The 18,554-nt window shown below is 37.6% G+C and carries 19 protein-coding genes; 13 read left to right on the top strand and 6 right to left on the bottom strand.

Features of this window, described 5'->3' with window-relative positions; translation table 11 throughout:
- Positions 1–66: 66 nt before the first annotated feature.
- The 4 genes from NSS81_RS00560 to NSS81_RS00545 all read left to right on the top strand — a co-directional run bounded on the left by NSS81_RS00560 (position 67) and on the right by NSS81_RS00545 (position 4,307).
- Positions 67–1,494 (top strand): amidohydrolase, encoded by a 1,428-nt coding sequence (locus NSS81_RS00560; RefSeq protein ID WP_342431638.1) that lies wholly within the window; start codon positions 67–69, stop codon positions 1,492–1,494.
- A gap of 34 nt (positions 1,495–1,528) precedes the next feature.
- Positions 1,529–2,113 carry a DNA-3-methyladenine glycosylase I gene (locus tag NSS81_RS00555; protein WP_342431637.1) on the top strand — a complete coding sequence of 195 codons (585 nt, stop codon included), beginning with the start codon at positions 1,529–1,531 and terminating at the stop codon, positions 2,111–2,113.
- A gap of 51 nt (positions 2,114–2,164) precedes the next feature.
- The gene (locus NSS81_RS00550; protein ID WP_342431636.1) at positions 2,165–3,193 is read left to right on the top strand and encodes a DUF3231 family protein; all 1,029 of its coding nucleotides are present in this window, start codon (positions 2,165–2,167) and stop codon (positions 3,191–3,193) included.
- A 124-nt stretch (positions 3,194–3,317) separates the two neighbouring features.
- Complete coding sequence (locus NSS81_RS00545; protein ID WP_342431635.1) at positions 3,318–4,307, top strand: zinc-binding dehydrogenase; 990 nt, start codon at positions 3,318–3,320, stop codon at positions 4,305–4,307.
- A 43-nt stretch (positions 4,308–4,350) separates the two neighbouring features.
- Here NSS81_RS00545 and NSS81_RS00540 read toward each other — a convergent pair whose 3' ends face one another.
- Positions 4,351–5,472 (bottom strand): NlpC/P60 family protein, encoded by a 1,122-nt coding sequence (locus NSS81_RS00540; RefSeq protein WP_342431634.1) that lies wholly within the window; start codon positions 5,470–5,472, stop codon positions 4,351–4,353.
- A gap of 276 nt (positions 5,473–5,748) precedes the next feature.
- Positions 5,749–6,249, bottom strand: coding sequence for a preQ(1) synthase (gene queF / locus NSS81_RS00535; RefSeq protein WP_342431633.1), 501 nt, complete (start codon positions 6,247–6,249; stop codon positions 5,749–5,751).
- Positions 6,250–6,728: 479 nt separating this feature from the next.
- Between queF and NSS81_RS00530 the strand changes: the two genes are divergently transcribed.
- A complete protein-coding gene (locus NSS81_RS00530) occupies positions 6,729–7,268 on the top strand; it encodes a VUT family protein (RefSeq protein ID WP_342431632.1) in 540 nt (179 codons plus the stop codon).
- A 49-nt stretch (positions 7,269–7,317) separates the two neighbouring features.
- On the opposite strand, the gene NSS81_RS00525 is transcribed toward NSS81_RS00530, so the two are convergent.
- Both NSS81_RS00525 and NSS81_RS00520 read right to left on the bottom strand, forming a co-directional pair.
- Positions 7,318–7,500 (bottom strand): hypothetical protein, encoded by a 183-nt coding sequence (locus NSS81_RS00525; protein ID WP_342431631.1) that lies wholly within the window; start codon positions 7,498–7,500, stop codon positions 7,318–7,320.
- Between the two features lie 366 nt (positions 7,501–7,866).
- Positions 7,867–9,540 (bottom strand): ribonuclease J, encoded by a 1,674-nt coding sequence (locus NSS81_RS00520; RefSeq protein ID WP_342431630.1) that lies wholly within the window; start codon positions 9,538–9,540, stop codon positions 7,867–7,869.
- 190 nt (positions 9,541–9,730) lie between these two features.
- Between NSS81_RS00520 and NSS81_RS00515 the strand changes: the two genes are divergently transcribed.
- From NSS81_RS00515 to NSS81_RS00495, 5 genes are all read left to right on the top strand, one after another.
- Positions 9,731–10,276 carry an RNA polymerase sigma factor gene (locus NSS81_RS00515; RefSeq protein WP_342431629.1) on the top strand — a complete coding sequence of 182 codons (546 nt, stop codon included), beginning with the start codon at positions 9,731–9,733 and terminating at the stop codon, positions 10,274–10,276.
- A complete protein-coding gene (locus NSS81_RS00510) occupies positions 10,269–11,552 on the top strand; it encodes a DUF4179 domain-containing protein (protein ID WP_342431628.1) in 1,284 nt (427 codons plus the stop codon). Before NSS81_RS00515 ends, NSS81_RS00510 begins: the two co-directional genes overlap by 8 nt.
- Before the next feature lie 80 nt (positions 11,553–11,632).
- Positions 11,633–12,142 carry a GNAT family N-acetyltransferase gene (locus NSS81_RS00505; RefSeq protein WP_342431627.1) on the top strand — a complete coding sequence of 170 codons (510 nt, stop codon included), beginning with the start codon at positions 11,633–11,635 and terminating at the stop codon, positions 12,140–12,142.
- A gap of 95 nt (positions 12,143–12,237) precedes the next feature.
- Entirely contained in the window at positions 12,238–12,672 is a 435-nt protein-coding gene (locus NSS81_RS00500) for a transposase (RefSeq protein WP_342429495.1), read from the top strand.
- Positions 12,669–13,628 carry an IS3 family transposase gene (locus NSS81_RS00495; RefSeq protein WP_342431626.1) on the top strand — a complete coding sequence of 320 codons (960 nt, stop codon included), beginning with the start codon at positions 12,669–12,671 and terminating at the stop codon, positions 13,626–13,628. Before NSS81_RS00500 ends, NSS81_RS00495 begins: the two co-directional genes overlap by 4 nt.
- Before the next feature lie 59 nt (positions 13,629–13,687).
- On the opposite strand, the gene NSS81_RS00490 is transcribed toward NSS81_RS00495, so the two are convergent.
- A complete protein-coding gene (locus tag NSS81_RS00490) occupies positions 13,688–15,025 on the bottom strand; it encodes a sodium-dependent transporter (protein ID WP_342431625.1) in 1,338 nt (445 codons plus the stop codon).
- A gap of 229 nt (positions 15,026–15,254) precedes the next feature.
- Here NSS81_RS00490 and NSS81_RS00485 point away from each other — a divergent pair, with 229 nt between their 5' ends.
- Positions 15,255–15,719: an SRPBCC domain-containing protein gene (locus NSS81_RS00485; protein ID WP_342431624.1), complete on the top strand. Its 465-nt coding sequence runs from the start codon at positions 15,255–15,257 to the stop codon at positions 15,717–15,719.
- A 152-nt stretch (positions 15,720–15,871) separates the two neighbouring features.
- Positions 15,872–16,393, top strand: coding sequence for a cupin domain-containing protein (locus tag NSS81_RS00480; protein ID WP_342431623.1), 522 nt, complete (start codon positions 15,872–15,874; stop codon positions 16,391–16,393).
- A gap of 83 nt (positions 16,394–16,476) precedes the next feature.
- Here NSS81_RS00480 and NSS81_RS00475 read toward each other — a convergent pair whose 3' ends face one another.
- The gene (locus tag NSS81_RS00475) at positions 16,477–17,181 is read right to left on the bottom strand and encodes a cell wall hydrolase (protein ID WP_342431622.1); all 705 of its coding nucleotides are present in this window, start codon (positions 17,179–17,181) and stop codon (positions 16,477–16,479) included.
- 324 nt (positions 17,182–17,505) lie between these two features.
- On the opposite strand from NSS81_RS00475, the gene NSS81_RS00470 reads away from it, so the two are divergent.
- Positions 17,506–18,507 (top strand): LLM class flavin-dependent oxidoreductase, encoded by a 1,002-nt coding sequence (locus NSS81_RS00470; RefSeq protein ID WP_342431621.1) that lies wholly within the window; start codon positions 17,506–17,508, stop codon positions 18,505–18,507.
- The last annotated feature ends 47 nt before the right edge of the window (positions 18,508–18,554 follow it).

Below are 18,554 nucleotides of genomic sequence, written 5' to 3'. Positions count from 1 at the left end.
TATATGTAGGAATTTGCTTTCCGTAGGCAGATTAGCATGTTTTTAAAGAGGTTAGGGGGCGATTTAATGAAAGTAGATTTGATTATCCGTAATGGTTTAGTAATGACAATGGAAGGAAAGGGAGTTGGTATGATAGAAAATGGAGCGGTTGCAATAAAAGGAAATACTATTCAGGCTGTTGGGTCAACCTTAGAAATTACTCGTAATTTTTCAGCTGAGAGAGAAATAGACGCCAAGGATAAACTCGTGATGCCGGGATTAATTGATGCTCATATACATACCGGTTTGGCATTACTTCGTGGTGTGGCTCAGGATATTAATCATTGGATGCAAAAGGGTCTATGGCCTTTTATGAAGCATCTAACAATAGAAGATAGCAAAAAAGGATCAATGGTCAATATCATTGAAGGAATTCAATCAGGAACAACGACTTTTTGTGATTATGATAGCTCAATGAATAGTTTAGTAGAAAACTATATTAAAATTGGTGCCCGTGCTCGAGTGGCGGAGCTCGTCAATGAAATTCCAGATAATATTGGCGATGTACCGGTGGGAGAGTTGTATCCCTTTTATTCGGAAATTGGTGAAAGAAAGCTAAGGAATAACCTTTCACTAATTGATAAATACCATGAAAGTGCTGATGGAAAAATTACTTGTATCCTCGGTCCACATGGTCCAGATTTAATGAGCGTTGATTTGTTAAAGGAAATGAAAGATCTAGCAGTGAAATACAATACAAAGCTTCATATGCATGTGGCTCAAGGTGATCGTGAAATTGATCAAATGGTGAAAAGATATGGAAAACGGAGTATCGCTTTTTTAGAAGAGATAGGTTACTTAAACGAACGTTTAATTGCTGTTCATTTAACAGAAGCTACAGATGAGGAAACGGCGATTGTAGCTAAGAGCGGTGCAGGAATGATCTATTGCTCCGGTAGTATTGGAATCATTGATGGACTTGTGCCACCGGTTTTAAAATTTATTGAAAGCGGTGGAATTGCAGGGTTAGGTTCAGATCAAGCTCCAGGGAATAATTGCAATAATATGTTTAATGAAATGAAATTTGCGGCGATTTTAAATAAAGTGAAGCGTTCAAATCCAACCGTATTTCCAGCGGCGTTAGCGCTTCGTTTGGCAACAATTGATGCAGCGAAAGTTATGGGGATAGATCATCAAGTAGGGTCCTTACGTAAAGGGAAGAAAGCAGATTTGATTATTATTAACTTATTAGAGCCAACCCTTTGTCCACTTTATATCGATCCTATTCGAAATATTGTCCCTAATCTCGTTTATTCTGCTCGAGGACACGAAGTCGAAACATCAATTATAAATGGAAAGATTGTGATGGAAAACCGGGTAATTACAACCATCGATACCAGAGCAGCCATATTAGAAGCGCAACAAGCAGGAAAAGAGGTCAGTAAACGGGCAAAAGAGGATATTTTGAATGGAGAAAGTGATATGCTAAGAATGATGGAGGAGGGTCTCCTCTAATTGTAAAAAGGGCAGAAGTAATGGAGGTTACATAATGAACAGATGCGGATGGGTAAATCAGGATCCACTCTATATCGATTATCATGATCATGAGTGGGGAGTACCTGTATATGATGATCGATTGTTATTTGAATTTTTGAATTTAGAAGGTGCCCAAGCAGGTTTGAGCTGGTACACGATTTTAAAAAAGAGAGATAATTATCGAGTGGCCTTTGACAATTTTGAAGCAAACAAAATAGCATTGTATGATGATAAAAAAGTGGAAGAGCTTTTGCAGAATGAAGGTATTGTCCGTAATAAGTTGAAAGTAAATGCTGTGATTATCAATGCAAAGGCATACTTGAACGTTGTCGAGGAATTTGGTTCCTTTCATAAATATATCTGGTCTTATGTTGACGGTGAGCCCATCCTTAATCACTTCAAAGATTTATCCGAGGTACCTGCAACAACAGAAATTAGCGATAAATTGAGTAAGGATTTAAAGAAACGCGGCTTCAAATTTGTGGGGCCGACGATTTGTTACGCCTTTATGCAGGCAACGGGAATGGTGAATGATCATATCGAATCCTGCTTTTGTTATCATAAAAAAGAAAACCCGCGTGATTCAAGTTCGGAATAATTGAGGGCGGGTTGGAAAATCTATAACAAAACAACATAAAGGATGGGAAGTATGGAAAATAACAGCATCCGGTTGACAGCACCTGAAATCTCAAGTCTTTGGACACAATATATGTTCGACACGATGTCCATTTGTTTTTTTAAGTATGCACTTGAGCATATTGACGATAAAGATATTGAAGAAATTTATGAGTCGGCATTAGAGTTATCAGAAAGCCATGTCCAACAAATTGAGGAGTTCTACAAAGGTGAGAACTATCCTATTCCAAAAGGTTTCACGGATGATGATGTAAATATTGGTGCTCCGCGTCTTTTTCAAGATCCTTTCTACCTATATTACCTATATATAATGACACTACAAGGACTAACGGGATATGCACTTTCTGTTGGGACATCAATTCGTGCCGATCTAAGAAAATACTACATAACTTGTAATACTGAAACCATGATGTTATTTGAAAAAACAATAGATACTATGCTCACAAAGGGTCTATATTCACGTCCGCCAGTTCTCACACCTCCCGCTGCGATTGATTTTGTTAAGCATCAAAATTTTTTAACTGGTTGGTTTGGAGAACGTCGTCCATTAACAGGAATTGAAATTGGTGATATAAGTTTTAATATGAATAAAATGAATCTTCATGTGGCATTAAAGGTCGGGTTTAGCCAAGTTTCTAAATCAGAAAATGTCCGAAAATACATTAATAGAGGGACTGATATCTCAAATAAACAACTTGGGATATTTACAGAGATATTTCGTGAAGAAAAACTTAATTCGCCTATGTCTTGGCAAGCACTTGTTACAGACTCGACTACACCAACCTTTTCAGACAAATTTATGATGTATCAAGTGCAATTGTCCACCCAATTGGCCATTGCTTATTATGGGACTGCTTTAAGTGTGACATCAAGGAGAGATATTGGACTCAAATACATGGAATTAATTGTTGAGCTCATGAAATATGGGGAAGACGGAGCCAACCTGATGATTGATAATGGCTGGCTAGAGGAACCGCCAAAAGGTAGTGACCGCCGAAATTTAGCAAAGGGCAAAAAAGAAGACCATAAAAATTCAAACTAAGTGAACAGCAATTTCCCGTTGTAAAATTCTATAAAAGTAACCCCCTCCTCAAAGCTTGCTAAGGTGGGGGAGTGTTATATAATGATAGGTATATTGAGTGAATAAGTAGATAGGAGTGAGGAGAATGAAGGCATTAGTTCATACTAAAACAACTGGTTTTCAGGGATTATCGATTTCTGATATGGAAGAAGTACAACCAAAAGCTGGAGAGGTAAGGGTACATCTAAAGACGGCGGGTTTAAACCATCGTGATTTATTCGTTCTTAAACGCCATAAACCAACGGACCCACCGCTTATTATCGGATCAGACGGTGCAGGAATTATCGATGCAGTAGGTGAAGGGGTCATTGATCTTAAAGTAGGGGATGAGGTTATTATTAATCCTAGTCTTGGCTGGAAGGATAATAGCGATGCGCCGCCAAGCGGATTTGACATTATCGGTCTTCCTGATCATGGGACTTTTGCCGAAAAGGTGATCATACCCGCGGAAAATGCCGTAGAAAAACCTCAAAATTTAACGTGGGAAGAAGCAGGGGTGCTGTCATTGGCAGCGCTGACTGCCTATCGAGCATTATTTACTCAAGGTCAAGTTAAGCCTGAAATGAAAGTACTTATACCTGGAATCGGAAGTGGTGTAGCCACGTTCTTATTGCAGTTCGCGAAAGCAGCAGGTGCTACAGTGTATGTTACTTCTCGTTCGATGGATAAGTGTCAAAAAGCACTCGAAATGGGTGCAGATAAAGCGATTGATAGTAATGAAGATTGGGAGACTGCACTTGCTGGCGAAAAAATGGATCTTGTCATCGAATGCGTGGGTGCAGCAACCTTTAACAAGTCTCTCAAACAATTACGTCAAGGTGGAACCATTGTAACATTTGGAGCTTCTGCAGGGGATGTGGTTGAACTTAATCTTCGCGACTTTTTCTATGGCCAGTTTCGACTATTTGGATCAACTTTGGGCAGTGGCGAAGAGTATATAGAAATGATTAACTTTGTACAAGAGCATAACATAAAGCCTGTCGTTGATCGGATTTATCCATTGGAGGAATTCGCACAAGCGTTCAAACGATTAGAAAATGCAGAGCAATTGGGGAAAATAGGGTTTTATATTTAGTTTTAAAGGCTAAAAATCGACTGATAAGAGAGAAAGGCACTCATCAATTGAGTGCCTCTTCTTTGTTGTTATTTACTGGTAATTCCTTATTTGTTCCTTCTGGCTGTCCGATTCTAAGGATTCTTCCATTAAATTTCTCTTCCCAATATCCAGTTGTCATATCAGCAATTCCAACACCTGTAAAACTTTGAGAGCCTATGAATTTTCCGTTTCCAATATAAATACCCACATGCCCGTCTTTTTTATAAGTGTCAAAGAAAACTAAATCTCCAGGCTGGATATCACTAACGTCGACCGGTGTGCCTGTATTCTTTAGGGAGTCTGTTGTCTGACCCACCTCAATTTCAGCTTGTGAAAATGCCCAATGCACAAAGGCAGAACAATCAAATCTTCCGTTAACTATATCAATTTCATTTCTGCCGCCTCCGAACACATAGACAGAATTTCCAATATACTTAAAGCCAGAACTTATAATCGTTTTTATGTATTCTTCTTCTATATCGGCCATTACTTCATCTAAAGTTTTATCTTTTTCCTGTTCTAAATCTACTGTAGTAATTAGCTGATCTTTTATCGTAGAGAATTGATTTTGTTGGTCAGTGAGTAATTGCCTCATCCCATCAAGCTCTGTTTTCATGCTTGTTATTTTTGCGAGTTTATCTTCCAATGCAGCACTCTTCGTTATGTAATCTTCTTTTTCAGCTTCATGCTGTTTAATAATATTCTGATCTGCTTCGAATATCGTAACTAATGTACTTACACGGTCGACAAAATCACTAAAGTTTTTAGAACCCAGGAGAACCTCAAGATAAGATATATTGCCCCCGCTTTGTTGAAAGGAACGTGCCCGCTTCATTAATATTTTGCTCCGTTTATCAATTTTTTCTTCAAGTAACCTCAGTTCGTCTGTTAATTTTTCACTTTCTACCTTAACCGCTACATAATCCAATTCTGCCTTAGTTAACATTTCATTATTGTCTTTTATTGCTTGGTTAACGCGCTCAATTTGGTCATTTATTTTGGTGAGTTCTTGATAGCTGGTAATTTTCTCGAGGTCGGGGCCTTTTTCATCGGTTTGAAGGGTATTTGTTTGAACATGACTTATCGGTTCTGCGTGAACTACTATACTTTTAAATGAGTTCCCTTGAAAAATTAAGAACATCATGCACGCTAGCAGCAGCATAGTCCTAATCAATTACATCACTTCTTTCATTTTTATTATATCCGAATATAGATACTTAAAGTGTCTGTTTTCCGAATTTTTAAACTATTAACATTATTATATCATTAGATTTTGTCATCAATATAATAACAATATTACAATTAAGTATCAGACGTATCAAAACGAAGGGAAAGGTGATTTTCACCTTTCCCTTAACGTTTAAATATTTATATATAGGAGAGTTAAAACCGAATCTGTTTTGCAAGAACTCTCCGTCTATTACCTGTTATCTACTTTTTCAGGGTAAAGATCATGGTTCATCAAACGGAAGTTTGCCATCTCTTCATACTTCGTACCAGGCTTTCCGTAGTTACACCAAGGGTCGATAGAAATTCCACCACGTGGTGTGAACTTGCCCCATACTTCAATATATCTTGGATCGAGCAGTTTAATTAAATCATTCATGATGATATTGACACAATCTTCATGAAAATCACCATGATTTCTGAAGCTAAATAAATATAATTTTAAAGATTTACTCTCGACAATTTTTTTATCCGGCACATATGAGATATACATCGTCGCAAAATCGGGCTGATGTGTCAGCGGGCATAAACTAGTAAATTCAGGGCAGTTAAATTTTACAAAATAGTCTCGGTTGGAATGGAGATTATTTACTGCCTCTAAGACCTCCGGTGCGTAATCAAATGAATATTGTGTATTTTGGTTACCTAATAATGTTAAATCGTTTAAACCTTCCTCATGGCTTCTGCCTGACATGTAAAAACCCCCCTGTAAAATGTTCACAACACTTTAAAGCAGAAGAGTTTCAGCCAACCATTCTATTGAAAACTAACAGGATTAAAGAATACAAAAAGCCACATCCTTTATGGACATGGCAAAATTGTCATGAATCCATAGTTTTTTATAGAGGGTAACAGCTATGAACCTCTTCTGTTAAGTACGGATATTATCCTCCACATATATTACAAAAAATGCGGCAGTACGTCAAATGGGAATAAGCTATACTCCCGAAACCTAATCGTAATTCCGTAGTGGATAACAGGATTGTAAAAAAATATGTTGTATAAAGAGGAGGGGACTGCTAAAATAAAAAAATATTAGTCCTTGAGTTTCTTAGTTACTAACAGGATATTAAATACGATAGAGGTTGTAGCCCCCCTCGTTAAAAAAACTAAGAAGAAGCAGTACTTCTATCTTGGAGTACTGCTTTTTCTATTTAAAAGGAGATTTATCAAATGAGAATTTTTTTGTACTTATTTTCAATCGTAACAGCAAACGTAGTTACCGCGGCTTTTGCACCCTTCCATTTCGGATTGTTTATTGTTCCAATGGGGACTTTTTTAATTGGTGCAACCTTTATCTTTAGGGATTTGGTCCAAAATAAATATGGTAGAAAGAAAACTTATTTCTTCATTACCACAGCGTTAATTTTATCCGGAATCGTATCATTCCTTCTTGGAGATACGTTAATCATTGTCTTAGCCTCTGCCTTATCTTTTGCTATTGCAGAAACTGCTGATACCGAAATCTATACAAGAATAAATTTACCGATGAGTTGGAGAGTTTTTTATAGTGGAATAGTTGGTGGATTATTAGACTCAGTAATTTTTGTGATTATCGGTTTGAGCCCTTTGGGAGCGAACTTTTTGCCGTGGGAAGCTATCCCATCAGCCATTCTTGGTCAAGTAATTGCAAAGACTATTATTCAAATAATTGCAGCACTGTTATTACACCAGGTTAACAATTTATCAAACAAAAATGCTATTTCAAATTAATTACATTTTAAGCACCTGCCAATAATAGCAAGTGCTTTTTTTTACCATATTAGGAGCGTTGAATGGGTGTAGAGGGAGTAAAGTTTTTAACCATTCGTTGTAAATTTCGATGTCCTTCTCTTAATTTAATTGTTTCTTCGATAATTTTTTGGAAACCTTCCAAATCTTTATCTGTTGCATTTAAAAGGGACTTCGGTAAACCTTCGACAATTTGTTGTAGGGTTAAATCCATCTCGTATGACCACCTTTCAACTTTTTTTATAAAGAACCACATACAGTTCTTTACTAATTATAGAAAAAGATAGCTTTTTCCTGCTAACATGTTAATTAACTTATCTACACTAGTCTCCAAAATATTTTATGAATAGTAATATAATTTCAAATAACGACGGAATATCTCTAGGAAAGTAAGTCTTTTGTAGAAATTTTATTATAGATAGTATAATGAAAGTGGATGCTAGCAGACTGATATCAATCTGCTAAAAGGAGGATACCTCAGTATTAAGTTGATATTAAAGGTCCTGTGAATTAAACAATAAAAAATGAAGTGGAAGGCACTAGTAAATTGCCTGACACTTCATCTGTTATAATGAAAAAATTAAATTTCAATAATGATGGGGAGGATCATCGGCTTTCTTTTCGTTTGTGCGTACAGAAACTTGCCAATGGTCTTCTTAATATTTTGCTTCATGACATTCCATTGCCGAATATTTTCGGCCTCTAATTCATGAATGGTTTTCTTAACTAGGCGGTTAATTTCTTTTAAGAGATCCTCAGAATTTTTTACATAGACGAATCCGCGTGTAATCGTATCTGGTCCTTGAATAATCTTTCGATCAGTTCTGCTAATGGTTAACACAATAACGAGCATTCCATCCTCGGAAAGTTGTCTGCGATCGCGCAATACAATCTCGCCAACATCGCCGACACTTATGCCGTCTACATAAGTATCGCCAGCTGGAATGCTTCTCGTCTGCCGAGCAACGGAGTTTTCAATATCAACAACATCCCCATTTTTAATGATAAATGTGTTGCCTTTTTCAACTCCCACCGATTCGGCTAACAAGCGGTGGTGATGGAGCATTCTAAATTCGCCATGGATTGGAATAAAGTATGTTGGCTTCATTAAGGTAAGCATTAGTTTTAAGTCTTCCTGGTACCCATGCCCGGAAACATGCATACCTGTTGAACTTCCTGACCCATATACCACTTTTGCGCCCAACTGAAATAGGTTATCTATGATACGAGAGACATCCTTTTCATTTCCTGGAATAGGTGACGCTGCAAAGATAACGGTATCTCCAGGATATATTGTAGCATCTCGGTAGTTACCGGTTGATAGACGTGCAAGTGCTGCATTCGGCTCGCCCTGACTTCCAGTACAAAGAATGACCACCTTTTCCGGAGGCAACTTTTCAACCTCATTTGGTTCGATAATCATCCCTTCAGGAACAATCAAATATCCGCGTTCGATTGCCACGGAAACAACATTCACCATGCTCCTCCCAAGGAGAACAAGCTTTCGATTCGTTTTCATTGCTGATTCGACGACCTGCTGAACACGACTCACATTTGATGCAAAGGTCGAGATGATGATTTTTCCATCCGCTTTCATGAATGCCTCTACCATATGGTCACCGACCATTTGCTCTGAAGGGGTGGACCCTCTACGTTCCGCATTCGTACTTTCTGAGATTAAACAAATAACACCTTGATTGCCGATTTCGGCCATTTTATGAATTTCTGCATGTTGACTATTTGCAGGGGTTAAATCGAATTTAAAATCCCCGGTGTGGACGATATTTCCTTCTGGTGTGTGAAAAACTATGCCTAGGCAGTCGGGAATACTATGGCTTACTCTGAAAAAGGAAGCACTGATTGTCCCGAATTCAATCCTGGAATCCGAGTTAATCGTCACCAGTTTCGTATCCCTCATAAGCCGATGTTCTTCTAACTTTATTTCAATTAATCCAAGTGTAAAATGAGTCGCATAAATGGGGACATTGATCTTTTTTAGGATGAATGGAATAGCACCGATATGATCTTCGTGCCCATGCGTCACAATTAACGCACGGATTTTATCCTGATTATCTTCCAAATAAGTTATATCTGGTATGATCAAATCAATACCTAATAAACTCTCATCCGGAAACTTACCGCCACAGTCGATGATCACCATATCGTCACTATATTGGACCACATACATGTTTTTGCCAATTTCATTTATGCCGCCTAAGGCAAAAATAGATAAGGCGTTATTATTGGTACTCAACTTATTACCTCCTGGTCGAATTAGATGCTGATAGCATTCCCTTTATTTTTAACCATTATGTTTATTGAGGATTAATATAATATAAACTTTACTTTTGGCAGCTTTTCTTTATACAAAAATACATAATAATTTTAAAAAGTAATGAACTTTTTCTAATGGAACAGACTCTAATTGGGGAGAGGGTGACGATATGGAAGTTATTCGATTGGTAAAGAAGGCGAAAAGGGGAAATAAAGAAGCCCTCCTTCAACTAATTATGAATCAAAAAGACGATTATTTTAAATTAGCTTACACATATATGGGGAATCAGCATGATGCCATGGATGCCATGGAAGACATGATCGTCCGGTTATACGAAAACATCCATCAGCTTAAGAAAGAGAATTCCTTCTACAGCTGGAGCAAAACCATCCTAGTAAATAGCTGTAAATCACTGCTGAAAAAACGGCAAAAACTTGTGTTAGTGGATGGATGGGTAGAGCATCCTGAAATTGAAATGAAACAACCTTCAAAAGTAACCCCCTTTGAAAATAGTGAGCAGCAAATCGATATCCAGCAATTACTATCTAACCTAAATGAACAACAAGCAGAGGCGATAAAATTAAAATATTTTCGAGATTTGGATTATCAAACCATCTCTGAATTAACGAATGTGTCGGTCGGAACAGTCAAATCGAGAATTTTTCAAGGTCTAAAAAAGTTAAAGAATCAGTTTGGAGGGAAGGACAATGACTAACATCGAAAAGCGGTTAGAAGATGAAAAAAAGCGGATCGATGCCATCGAAACTCCACTAGAATTAGAGGTCCGTTTACGGAAAGCACTTGATACTACGCGAAACCCATCACGTCGACCGGTAATTTGGAAAACTCTTACCGTGGCAATGCTGCTATTTCTCTTCGTGGGCTATCATTTTAATGCGTTTGCATACTACGGAAAGCAAATTCTTGGGTTTGATGATCTAATCACAGGAACCTTAAAGGACTTAAATAATGCTGGTAAGGGGCAAAGAATTGAAAAAAGTTTTATGTTGGACGATGAAACGAAACTAACAATCAATGGAGTCATGACAGATGCCAATCGAATGATTGTCTATTATACAGTGACGGATCCAAATGGATTACAAGATACTTTCAGTGATAGTTTCAACCCGAATAAGATTACTGGCATGTTTACAAGTTCCAATTTCGAGGGTAGTAATGGACAAATTAGTGATGATGGTACCGAATTAAAGGGCATGATGGATTTCGAACCGCCAAGCCCATTTGCAAAAAAACTAACACTACATTACTGGCAATATATAGGAAACAATCAGATGCAACAAGAAAAAATCTCCTTTACTTATGATCCAAACAAAGCAATGCAAACCGAAATTAAACAATCAATTAACAAAACAGTGAAAGTAGATAAAGGTACCATTCACTTTGATTCCATTGTTGCCTCTCCGACATTAACCGTAATCAAGGGGTCATTGAAGGTGGAAAATTTCGATCGATTGGACCTAGCGTTACACGGAATTGAATTACTAGCGAATGGAAAATCTGTAGAAATAAAAGGCAGTGGAAGTAGGTCGTCACTGAAAGGCAGTAAATTTGAAGTTCGCTTTGATGCATTACCCACTAATTTAGACTCACTAGAATTAATTGTAAAAGAATTTGTCGGCTATAAAAAACTTAACCAGACGATTGCTTTGGACTACATTACGGGTGAGGCCATTGATATTGGCGGGGCAGAACTTTGGATGAAAACCGTTACTTTAACTTCAAAGGGGATTGAGATTAAAATCGCAACCGAAGATACGGTTTTGCTTGATAAAGTGTCTATAGGTGAGCAATCAAATATAACACCATTAGAAACAACAATTAACCAACAAGATTCGAAGGAAGAGGATGGTAAGATCATCAAAGAACGTACTCTTGTATTTGATACAACAGAGATGCCAGAGCACCTCAAAATTGGGGGAATTCACTACATGAAAAAGTATGATAAAAAGGTTCAGATACCAATAAAATAATTTCCCTCAAAAATGGGAAACGAATATCATCGGTCGCCAAGTAATCATGGTTGGCGACCGTTTTGAAAAGGAGCTAATTTATGATACATATTAGGAAAGCAAATCATATGGATGTTCAGGGGATATCTAAGGTTTGTAGTGATGGGTATTGGGCGACGTATAAGGATACACATTCAGAAAAGTATATTAACAGAGTGATAGAAGAATTTTACAATCCTGACAGGATCCTAAATGAAGTCACCAATACGAGCAGAGAATGGGGAGGGTATTTTGTTGCGATAGAAGGCAATGAAGTCATTGGTGCTGGCGGAGGCGGTATGATCGATGAAACGGCTGGTGAGGTTTTTGTCTTGTATCTAAATCCAAATAGAAGGAACGAAGGAATTGGTACAAGGATACTCGATGCGATTACTAAACAACAGATAGAAGAGTTTCATGCATCGGAGCAATGGGTGTCTGTTGCAAAAGGAAATCAAAAAGGCATCCCTTTTTATGAAGCAAGAGGATTTATTTTTAAGCATGAACGTGGCAGCTATGGAAACGAAGAAGGAGAGCAATATATTTCATTAAGGTATTATCGCCCGATTTAAGGTAGTACCTCTACTAAGAATATAGAAAAAAGCTAGGCAATTTGTACTGCACCCCAAAAGTTAGAGTAAAATCTATACTTTTGGGGTGTATTTTTATGGCTAAATATAGTCAGGAATTTAAGTTAATAGTCGTCAAAGAATATCAAGAAGGAAAATTAGGATATGAACGTTTAGCTAAAAAATACGACATGAAGGACTTTTCACAAATTAGGAGATGGGTAAAAGTACACGAGAAATACGGTGTGGAAGGTTTAAAGAGGAAGAAACATAAGGAAAGATATTCTGTTCAATTTAAGCTAGATGTATTAAGCTTTATGAAAAGAACAGGATCTTCAGAAACTGATACAGCCCTTCAATTTGGGCTAACAAACACTCCTATGGTAGCCTCTTGGAAGAAGGCTTTCCTTGAGGGTGGTGCTGAAGCCCTGGATAGATCGAAAGGGATGACAGCCATGTCTGATAAAGATAAGAACAGTAAAAATAAACAATCCGAAGAGAAAGAAATGACGTATGAACAAAAGTTGGAGTGAGAAAACGAACTTCTGCGTTTAGAGGTAGAATACTTAAAAAAGTTGCGAGCTTTTCAGATGGATCCGGAAGGCTATCTCGAAAAGCACAAGCAGCGTTATCATTCGAACTCAAAGAAAACTTCAAATTAAAAGATGTTTTACTCAAGGTGGGTATTCCTGAAGCTACCTACCATTATCATATAAAAATGATGAAGAAGGAAAATCCGAATCAGGGACTTGAAGAAGTGATTCAATCCATTTTTGAGGAACATAAAGGCAATTATGGTTACCGTCGCATCCTTCTGGAATTGAGAAACCGTGGGCAAAAAGTGAATCATAAGAAGGTTCAACGCATTATGAATAAACTCGGACTCAAAGGGGATAAATTCAGGAGAAAATCGCGCAAGTATAGTTCTTACAAAGGAACGACTGGAAAAGTTGCCGAAAATCTTATCAACCGCCGTTTTAACACAAATGTGTGTCATCAAAAATTAACCACAGATATTACAGAATTCAAGTGTTCTGACGGTGTAAAACTGTATCTAAGCCCAATTATGGATATGTTCAATGGTGAAATTCTTTCTTATGGGACGAGTATGCGTCCAACCTTAGAATTAGCGATCAAACCACTCGAGGAAGCATTAGAAATTGTAAAGGATTCAAAATATAGAACCACTATACATTCTGATCAAGGGTGGCATTATCAACATAATACATGGGTAAATAAGCTTAAGGAAAATAAGGTGTTCCAGAGTATGTCTCGAAAAGGGAACTGTTTAGATAATTCACCAATGGAGAACTTTTTTGGATTAATGAAACAAGAAATGTATTACGGGGAAGCGCTGTGCCCATTTGAGGAATTAAAAATGAAAATTGAAGAATATATCGCTTATTATAATAACAAGCGTATAAAGCAAAAATTGGCAGGCATGAGTCCGGTTCAATACCGTTTCCATACCAGCCAATTAGCTGCTTAATATAAAACTCTAACTTTTGGGGGTCACATCAAATTGCTTAGCTTTTTTCTTATCATTTTTTAAAAAAGTCCAATGGAATGGAAGAAGACTAACAGTATACCTACCGGAACGATATAGCGTATTAGGAAATACCAGATATCGAATAAAACACCGATTCCATTTGTTCCTAGTTCTAGCTCTTCTTTTACAAGCCTTCTAGGCAACCGATAGCCAATGTATAGAGATATCAATAGCGCACCAAGGGGCATGCCGATATTGCTGGTGATAAAGTCTGCAAAATCAAAAATTGTTTTCCCAGCTATTTTTACCTCTGAAAGCACCCCAAAAGAAAGTGCACTAGGGATTCCTACGATAAAAACTAGAATGCCAGCCAGCCAAGAAACCATTTTTCGTTTACTTTTATTTTCTTTTACAATTACCGCCACAACAATTTCGAGCATAGAAAAAGCGGACGTTAAAGTGGCAAATAGCAATAAAATGAGGAAAATGGTAAAAAATAATCCCCCAAATGCCATTTCATTGAAAACAGCAGGAAGAACAACAAATACCAATCCCGGACCAGCGCCTGGCTCAAATCCGAGCGCAAAAACAGCAGGGAAAATCACCAAACCTGCAAGTAAGGAAATAAATATGTTTAAGCCGACGACTGAGAAAGCGGACTTTACAATATTTTCCTGTTTAGATAAATAGGAAGCATAGGTGACCATTACTGATAAACCAACACTCAAGGCAAAAAATGATTGTCCAAGAGCATATAGGATCGTCTCTGCCGTTATTTCAGAAAAATCAGGGTATAAGAGGAATTTAACTCCTTCATAGGCACCTTCAAGAGTCAGCGATCGAATCACCAATACGATAAATAAGATGAACAAAGCAGGCATCATATACTTGCTGGCACGTTCAATACCTTGCTGTACACCTGCCTGTACAACGAGAATTGTCATCACAATAAAAATTAATTGGCTCATTACAGCTTCAACCGGATTTGAAATTATGTTTGAAAAAAGGCTGTCATAGTCTGAGGTAGATGTGAGTGAGCCCATCAAACCCCTGCCTAAATAGGAAAGAATCCAGCCGCCAACAACGCTGTAAAAGGAAAGTATAATGAATGAAACTGCTACTCCGCCATATCCAAGCCAGTGCCATAGCGAGTTTGGTGTCAGTTTTCTATATGCAGACACGGCGTCTGTTTGCGCCTTGCGACCAATTGCAAATTCAGCAATTAAAATCGGTGCGCCAATAAAACAGGTTAACAACAGAAAGATGAGGAAAAAGATTCCACCGCCATTTGTTCCCGCCATATAGGGGAATTTCCAAATTGCTCCTAGTCCTATAGCAGACCCCGCGGCCGCCAAAATGAACCCTAGCTTGGAGGTCCATTGATTTTCTTTATTCATTTGTGGAAAAACTCCTTTGTCTCTCAAAAAATTTGTATTGTACAATAATACTATTATTTTTAGAGATAGTGTAGTTTTTCTGAAAATGAGATAAATTTGTTCAATAGTTGGGTCCCATAGGGTATTCGATGTAATTACTAAACCTCGGTTAACGAAATTTCAACACCATGAATAAGATTATACAATCATGGTTGGATTTTCAGTAAATTGTGTAATTGGAGGGAAATAGGTGAAAATTGATTACGAGTACACCTTTGGCTTACCTATAGGTATTGTATGGAAAATGATTAAGGATACAAGTATTCTAAGAAATTCAATTCCTGGCTGCAAGTCTTTTGTTGAAAATAAAAATGGCGAATATCTAGCTGTGATAGACATTAATTTCGGCCCGATCAAGGATGTTTTCACATTGGAGATTTGGAGAGTACAAGAGAAGTCACCAGCATTTTATCGATTACATTTCAAAGGAAAAGGAAATCTCGGGGAAATCGAGGGTATTGGCGACCTCTCCTTTAAAGAAGTACAGGGCTCGACTAGGCTTACAATTACAGCTGATGCCAAGGTAGCGGGTGCGCTTGCCGTCACAGCGCAGAAGAAATTGGATGGAGGATCAACCAAGGGTTTAGAAAATTTCCTTCAAAAAATAGAAAGGGAAATTAAAAGGAGCCTTTACAGAACGAGACGAGGGAGGTAAGAGACAGGGAACTGGTTGAATTGAAATCCATAGCAAAATTATACTTAATTATCAAAAGCTGGTTGAATACCGGCTTTTCGTGTTTTTTAATCTAAAAAATTGTATACTTGGTACATACTTCTAAAATTTTTGAAAGTGAAGGGAATTATATCATGCATATTAATGACTTACAAAGCTGGGTATCAAAACTAGGTCTTCTTCCACATCCAGAAGGCGGATATTTCAAACAAACATTTCAATCTGAGGAAAGTACCTCTGATAGTGAATTATCAGTCAATTTTGAAGGTCAGCGAAAGCTTTATACTAGTATTTATTTTCTTTTATCATCGAAGGATGTATCCCATTTCCATCGTCTCAAATCGGATGAACTGTGGTACTATCATGCAGGTAGCCCATTGACCGTTCATGTCATCCATGAAAATGGCGATTATGAGGAGATGAAAGTGGGAATGAACCTTGATCAAGGGGAAAGACCACAAATCCTAGTAAAGAAAAATTCAATTTTTGGATCATCGGTTATGGAAAAAAATACTTGTTCTCTTGTTGGATGTATGGTTTCGCCGGGTTTTGAATTTCAAGACTTTGAATTATTTACTCAAGCCGAACTAGTAGAAAAGTATCCTCAACATGAGGAAATAATCATGAAGTTAGCTTATAAGGAACTTCCTAAATAGGAAATCTGTTTCAGCAGAGTAAAAATAAATTGTCATGATAGTAAAATGAGGGACTCCAATAATAATTGGATCCCTCGTTTTTTCTATTTTTTAAATACATGTTGACCGACAACAAGTGTTGTTGCTCTTGAATCTAACCACCTACTGGTAGCGATAGAGGGGTTGTAAAAGAATAGGGCTCCAGGGGCGAAATTTCGGTGTTCCGTTAATGCTGCGCGAACAGCTTTGATTGATTCTTCATCAGCTGGTTTATTTATGGAACCATTTCTTACTGGTTGGAATTGGCCGGGGGCGTAGATAACATCCTTAATAGTGTTCGGGAATAATGGACTGTCAACTCTGTTTAAGATAACACAAGCTACTGCGATTTTACCTTCAAAAGGTTCGCTTTGCGCTTCTGCCCGAACGATTCGAGCCAGCAGGTCGATTTCATAATCTGAGTACTTTACTTTTACTTGGGTATCCTGTTTGTCTGATTTACTTATATGTGCTGGTAACCCCTTTTTCACGATATTCGATTCTTTCAACACAAAGTTCTTTTCCTCTATAAGGTTTACTTTTATCTCTGGTTTAGTAGTGTTAACAGTCTGTCCAGCAAAAATAAGATTAATATTATGTATGTGTGGGTTAGCCTCAGCTAACTCTTGAAGGGTAAGGTTATTTTCCTTAGCAATTTTGGTCATAGTATCTCCGCTTTTAACTGTATAAGCAAACGTTGGGGAAGCAAATAGAGCGGATATAAATAAGATTCCTGCAAATATTGATAATACCATAATTAACTTTTTCATTGATTAATTTCCTCCTAGTAATAGTGTCAGTCGTTTCTCGTATTTAAACTATTACTATGAATGCATTAAATAGATTAGTATTACAGTTAAGTTACATAAAAGTGACATTATGAAACATCCATCTATTAATTACTGATTTGTAAAATATTTCTAAGAGATTTTTTCTAGTCGTATTTTGTTGATGGAGCATGATAAAAGAAGAATTGTGGTAAAAGAGGGTGCGTAATTACCACAAAACAGAGGCATTTTTGTTTGTTTCCTGCATTTCGATTGATACTATAGTAGGAGTAGTAGTATCCCGATTAAGAAAGGACAAATAGAATAATGGCAAACATAAATATACCTGTATCAGTATTAAACCTTGCACCGATACGTGAAGGACGAAGCAGTAAACAAGCGATTGATGAAATGGTGAATCTTGCCCAGGAGACAGAAAAAATGGGGTATCAGCGATATTGGATTGCAGAGCATCATAATACGCCAACGCTAGTCAGTTCTTCAACATCCATATTAATAAAACATACATTGGAGCATACCAATACGATTAAAGTTGGTTCTGGTGGAATCATGCTACCAAACCATGCCCCGTTAGTAGTAGCTGAGCAATTTGGAACGATGGCAACCATTTATCCAAATCGTGTGGAATTAGGTCTTGGGCGTGCTCCTGGTACCGATATGATGACCGCAAGCGCCTTGAGACGGTCAAAAAGCGATACGGTCTATACATTCCCTGAGGATGTTCAGGCTTTGCTGACGTATTTTGGACCAGAAGATCAGCAAGGTTATGTGAAGGCCTATCCAGGAGTAGGCACAAATGTTCCAATTTATATCCTCGGTTCATCTACAGATTCGGCTTATTTGGCGGCAAGCCTAGGTCTTCCATATGTATTCGCTTCACATTTTGCACCAAGATTTATGGAAGATGCCATCTCGATTTATCGAAATCGATTCCAGCCATCTGAGTATTTAGATCAACCGTATATGTTGGTTTGCTTAAATGTGATTGCGGCCGAAACGGATGCTGAGGCCAATCGATTGATGACAACAATGCAACAATTTTTCCTAAATGTTGTCCGAGGTTCTCAAAGTCCGTTAAAACCGCCAGTTGAAAACATGGACGGAATTTGGAATCCAAGGGAAGAAGAAATGGCTAAGTCAATGTCAAGTGTGACATTTTTAGGGAGCAAGGAAACGGTCCGACAACAGTTAACACATTTCCAAGAACGATTTAATGTGGATGAAATCATGGCCGTGTCTTATATATATGATCCTGATAAACAAAAGCGGTCGTATGAGATATTAAAAGAAGTAGTCGATGGCAAATAATATCTTAAGTAAAAAATCACCCTCTAAAAATTTAGAGGGTGATTTTT

The organism is Neobacillus sp. FSL H8-0543 (genome assembly GCF_038592905.1).
GTDB lineage: Bacteria > Bacillota > Bacilli > Bacillales > Cytobacillaceae > Neobacillus.
Note: the sequence above shows the minus strand (reverse complement) of the source record. Positions and strands in the feature narration are given on the sequence as shown.

Coding starts and splice junctions, on each gene's coding strand:
- NSS81_RS00545 (WP_342431635.1), top strand. CDS start 3,318: ATGAAGGCATTAGTTCATACTAAAACAACTGGTTTTCAGGGATTATCG.
- NSS81_RS00530 (WP_342431632.1), top strand. CDS start 6,729: ATGAGAATTTTTTTGTACTTATTTTCAATCGTAACAGCAAACGTAGTT.
- NSS81_RS00510 (WP_342431628.1), top strand. CDS start 10,269: ATGACTAACATCGAAAAGCGGTTAGAAGATGAAAAAAAGCGGATCGAT.
- NSS81_RS00470 (WP_342431621.1), top strand. CDS start 17,506: ATGGCAAACATAAATATACCTGTATCAGTATTAAACCTTGCACCGATA.
- NSS81_RS00475 (WP_342431622.1), bottom strand. CDS start 17,181: ATGAAAAAGTTAATTATGGTATTATCAATATTTGCAGGAATCTTATTT.
- queF (WP_342431633.1), bottom strand. CDS start 6,249: ATGTCAGGCAGAAGCCATGAGGAAGGTTTAAACGATTTAACATTATTA.
- NSS81_RS00555 (WP_342431637.1), top strand. CDS start 1,529: ATGAACAGATGCGGATGGGTAAATCAGGATCCACTCTATATCGATTAT.
- NSS81_RS00500 (WP_342429495.1), top strand. CDS start 12,238: ATGGCTAAATATAGTCAGGAATTTAAGTTAATAGTCGTCAAAGAATAT.
- NSS81_RS00540 (WP_342431634.1), bottom strand. CDS start 5,472: ATGATGTTCTTAATTTTTCAAGGGAACTCATTTAAAAGTATAGTAGTT.
- NSS81_RS00560 (WP_342431638.1), top strand. CDS start 67: ATGAAAGTAGATTTGATTATCCGTAATGGTTTAGTAATGACAATGGAA.
- NSS81_RS00525 (WP_342431631.1), bottom strand. CDS start 7,500: ATGGATTTAACCCTACAACAAATTGTCGAAGGTTTACCGAAGTCCCTT.
- NSS81_RS00550 (WP_342431636.1), top strand. CDS start 2,165: ATGGAAAATAACAGCATCCGGTTGACAGCACCTGAAATCTCAAGTCTT.
- NSS81_RS00490 (WP_342431625.1), bottom strand. CDS start 15,025: ATGAATAAAGAAAATCAATGGACCTCCAAGCTAGGGTTCATTTTGGCG.
- NSS81_RS00515 (WP_342431629.1), top strand. CDS start 9,731: ATGGAAGTTATTCGATTGGTAAAGAAGGCGAAAAGGGGAAATAAAGAA.
- NSS81_RS00480 (WP_342431623.1), top strand. CDS start 15,872: ATGCATATTAATGACTTACAAAGCTGGGTATCAAAACTAGGTCTTCTT.
- NSS81_RS00505 (WP_342431627.1), top strand. CDS start 11,633: ATGATACATATTAGGAAAGCAAATCATATGGATGTTCAGGGGATATCT.